We start from the raw sequence: 2,992 nt of genomic DNA, 5'->3' as shown, positions 1-2,992 counted from the left end.
TCCCCGACCACGGGCGCCGGGGCCGGCCCCGAACCCAGGGCCGTGCCCATCCCCTGGACCGCCTCGGGCACCGCACCGACGGCCACCGGCTCCTCCAGGACCCCGGGCAGCCCGGCGCCGGCGAAGCCCGACGGCGCCACCGGCGAAACCCCCGGCGAAACGCCCGACGAAACGCCCGGCCCGTCGACCGTCCGGAACACCGGCCCGCCGATCACCTCCGCCACCCGCGGCCCGAGCACGAAGGACGCCCCGCCCGAGGTCTGGTCGAAGTACACCGGCCCGGTGTCACCCCCACCCGCGGGCGGCCCGACCCGGACCTCCGCCACCGCCCCCGGCACCACCGGCTCCGGGGCCATCCGCTCCGGGGCCATCCGCTCCGGGGCCACCGGCTCCGGCGCCGCTGCCACCTCCGGGAGCCCGGCCGGCTCCGGCACCACCGGCGCCACCACCGGCGCTACCGGCGGCCGCACCGGCCGCACCGCCGCACCGCCCGGGGCGGACCGCCGCGTCGCGTACCGGGGCGGCTGCAGCACCTCGCCCCCGGCGGGCGCGGGCCGACTGGTGCCGGGCACCCAGGCCGAGCCGCCCCAGTACCGGACGAAGCCGGGGATGGAGGGGTCGGAGTAGTAGCCGGGCTCGGGAGCGACGGCCGGGTCGCCGTCGGCGGCGAAGGGGCGGTCCGTCATGGGGGGTCTTCTTTCCTGGCAGGTCCTGACGAGGACGGCGCGGGCCGACCGGGCCCGACCACCGCAGACGCGTCCACGCGCGCGCACGACCCGGCGCGCACCCTGCGCTCGGCGCGCGTGGGGGCGCCACCGATGGGCGGACAGTCGCCGGACAGTCACAAAGGGTAGTACCTCACCGAAGCCGTGACGGAAAGTTCGCGATTCCCCGGACAGCAGGGGGTAGCTCAAGGTAGGGAACCCAGCGCACGACGTTTGCTCGCGCGCCGTGCCACCCGCCGTTCACCACCCTCACCAAACTTCCCGAAGAAATCCCGGAAACGTGTGTAAGAGCCGGTGCGGACCGCCCTCTCAAAGGTCACAGGGGCCCGGAACCGGGCACCGCCCGAAGGCAGAGAGGAAGACGATCATGGAGCGTCCCGTCAGCGTCGTCGAGCACGAGCTGGAGCTCAACCTGGTGCTCTCGCCGGAGCACAGCGTCCCCGTCCCGGCCCGGCTGTCCTACGGCAGCCACGACCCGTACGCGGTGTACATCACCTTTCACCTGGACACCGGTTCGCCGGTGACCTGGGTGTTCGCCCGCGAGCTGCTGGTCGAGGGCACCTTCCGCCCGTGCGGCCAGGGTGACGTGCGGATCTGGCCGACCCGTTCGGGCCGGCGCAGCGTGCTCTGTCTGGCGCTGAGCTCGCCCGCCGGGGACGCGCTGCTGGAGGCCCCGCTGCCGGCCGTCGCGGCCTGGCTGGAGCGGGCGCACCGGCTGGTTCCGCCGGGCAGCGAGCTGGCCGCGCTGGACATGGACGGCTCGCTCGCCGAACTGCTCGCCTAGGCATGCGCCGCAGCGTGCACCGGCTCGTACACCAGCACCAGCATCAGCACCCGCACCAGCAGCACCAGCACCAGCACCAGCACCAGCACCCGGACGAACACCCCCAGGAACGCGACCACGCCCGCAAGGACCGGCGGCGGCAACGGGAGCGGGGAAGCGGGAGCGGCGCCCCCGCCGGCTCAGCGGGCCGCGGGGGCCTGCTGACGACCGCGGGCGGTGTCCGGCCCTCCGGCGTCCCGCTGTCCGGGCAGCCGGACCAGCGGCGCGCCGGCCGAACGCCGTCGGGCCCTTATCCGGACGGCGGCGGCGAGCAGGAAGCAGAGTCCGACCCACGGATAGACCGAGGTCGGCAGCTGGCGCCACGGTGACATGTCGAGGACGGCCAGGCCGACCGGCTTCGCGGCCCACATCGCGAAGGACAGGAACGCGACCAGCGTGGCCCAGAAGACGGCCCGCCAGCGCAGCCGGCGGACGCCGGCCGGGCGGGCGTGCTCGACCGAGGCCTCGGCGGCGAGCAGGACGAGCATCGGCACGCACCAGACCCAGTGGTGGGTCCAGCTGATCGGCGAGATCAGGACGGCGGTGACGGCCGCGCAGCAGACGCCCCAGGCCTCGGCCCGGGGCAGCCAGCGGCCGCTGCGCGCGGCCCAGGCGGAGACCGCGAGGCCCGCCAGCGCGATCAGGCCGGCCCCGAGGGTGGCGACGGTGCCGGGGTCGGCGCTGTGCAGCAGGCGGGCGAAGGCGCCGCGCATCGACTGGTTGTCGACGATCCAGGTCTTGCCGACCCGGGAGGAGTCGTAGAGGTACTTGGTCCAGAAGCCCCAGGTGGCGTCCGGCAGGACCAGGGCGCCGAGCAGGAAGGTGCCGAGGAAGGTGAGGCCCGCCACGAAGGCGGCCCGGATCCGACCGGTGATCAGCAGGTAGACCGCGAACAGGCCGGGGGTGAGCTTGATGCCGGCGGCGATGCCGATCGCCACGCCCTTGCTCCGCCGCCCGTCCGCACGGGTGAGGTCCCAGAGGATCAGGCAGGCCAGCGCGAGGTTGATCTGGCCGTAGCGGAGCGTGGTGAAGACCGGTTCGAGCCAGACTCCGAGGCCGGTCGCCAGGATCACGCCGATCGGCCGCAGCTCGCGGCGCGGCCAGCCGACCAGCTTGAAGGACAGGTGGGTCAGCAGGGCGAGCAGCCCGACGTTGCCGAGAGTGATCGCCACCCGGAGGACGGGCACCGGGAACCAGGTGGTCGGGACGAACAGCATCGCCGCGAACGGCGGGTACGTCGCGGGCAGGTTCCACTCGGTGACGCGCAGCGCGTACAGGTCGGTGCCGTTGGCCACGGCGGCGCCCTCGGCCCGGTAGACGATCATGTCCACCATCGAGGTGTGGACGAAGTGGCGGACCACCGCGTACACCAGCAGGGACAGCAGCGCCACGGCGGAGGCCGCCAGCAGCGGACGCCGGGGGGCCTCGCGCAGCGCCCGGACGG

General features: G+C 74.6%; 4 protein-coding genes. 1 reads left to right on the top strand and 3 read right to left on the bottom strand.

What is annotated here, in order from left to right:
- Positions 1 to 686, bottom strand: a 686-nt coding sequence (locus tag ACIQOV_RS35120) for a DUF2510 domain-containing protein (RefSeq protein ID WP_401054899.1), incomplete at its 3' end; no start/stop codon positions are given.
- A gap of 406 nt (positions 687 to 1,092) precedes the next feature.
- On the opposite strand from ACIQOV_RS35120, the gene ACIQOV_RS35115 reads away from it, so the two are divergent.
- Entirely contained in the window at positions 1,093 to 1,509 is a 417-nt protein-coding gene (locus ACIQOV_RS35115) for an SsgA family sporulation/cell division regulator (RefSeq protein ID WP_097237712.1), read from the top strand.
- Here the strand turns inward: ACIQOV_RS35115 and ACIQOV_RS35110 are convergent.
- Positions 1,506 to 1,628: a hypothetical protein gene (locus tag ACIQOV_RS35110; protein ID WP_401054898.1), complete on the bottom strand. Its 123-nt coding sequence runs from the start codon at positions 1,626 to 1,628 to the stop codon at positions 1,506 to 1,508. The genes ACIQOV_RS35115 and ACIQOV_RS35110 overlap by 4 nt on opposite strands.
- Before the next feature lie 60 nt (positions 1,629 to 1,688).
- On the bottom strand, positions 1,689 to 2,992 hold a 1,304-nt coding region (locus ACIQOV_RS35105; protein WP_401054897.1), incomplete at its 5' end, for a glycosyltransferase 87 family protein.

This window comes from Kitasatospora sp. NPDC091257, assembly GCF_044757675.1.
Lineage (GTDB): Bacteria > Actinomycetota > Actinomycetes > Streptomycetales > Streptomycetaceae > Kitasatospora > Kitasatospora lactacystinica.
The sequence above is the reverse complement of the archived record's forward strand: the minus strand, read 5'-3'. Positions and strand labels throughout refer to the sequence as shown.

Coding starts and splice junctions, on each gene's coding strand:
- ACIQOV_RS35115 (WP_097237712.1), top strand. CDS start 1,093: ATGGAGCGTCCCGTCAGCGTCGTCGAGCACGAGCTGGAGCTCAACCTG.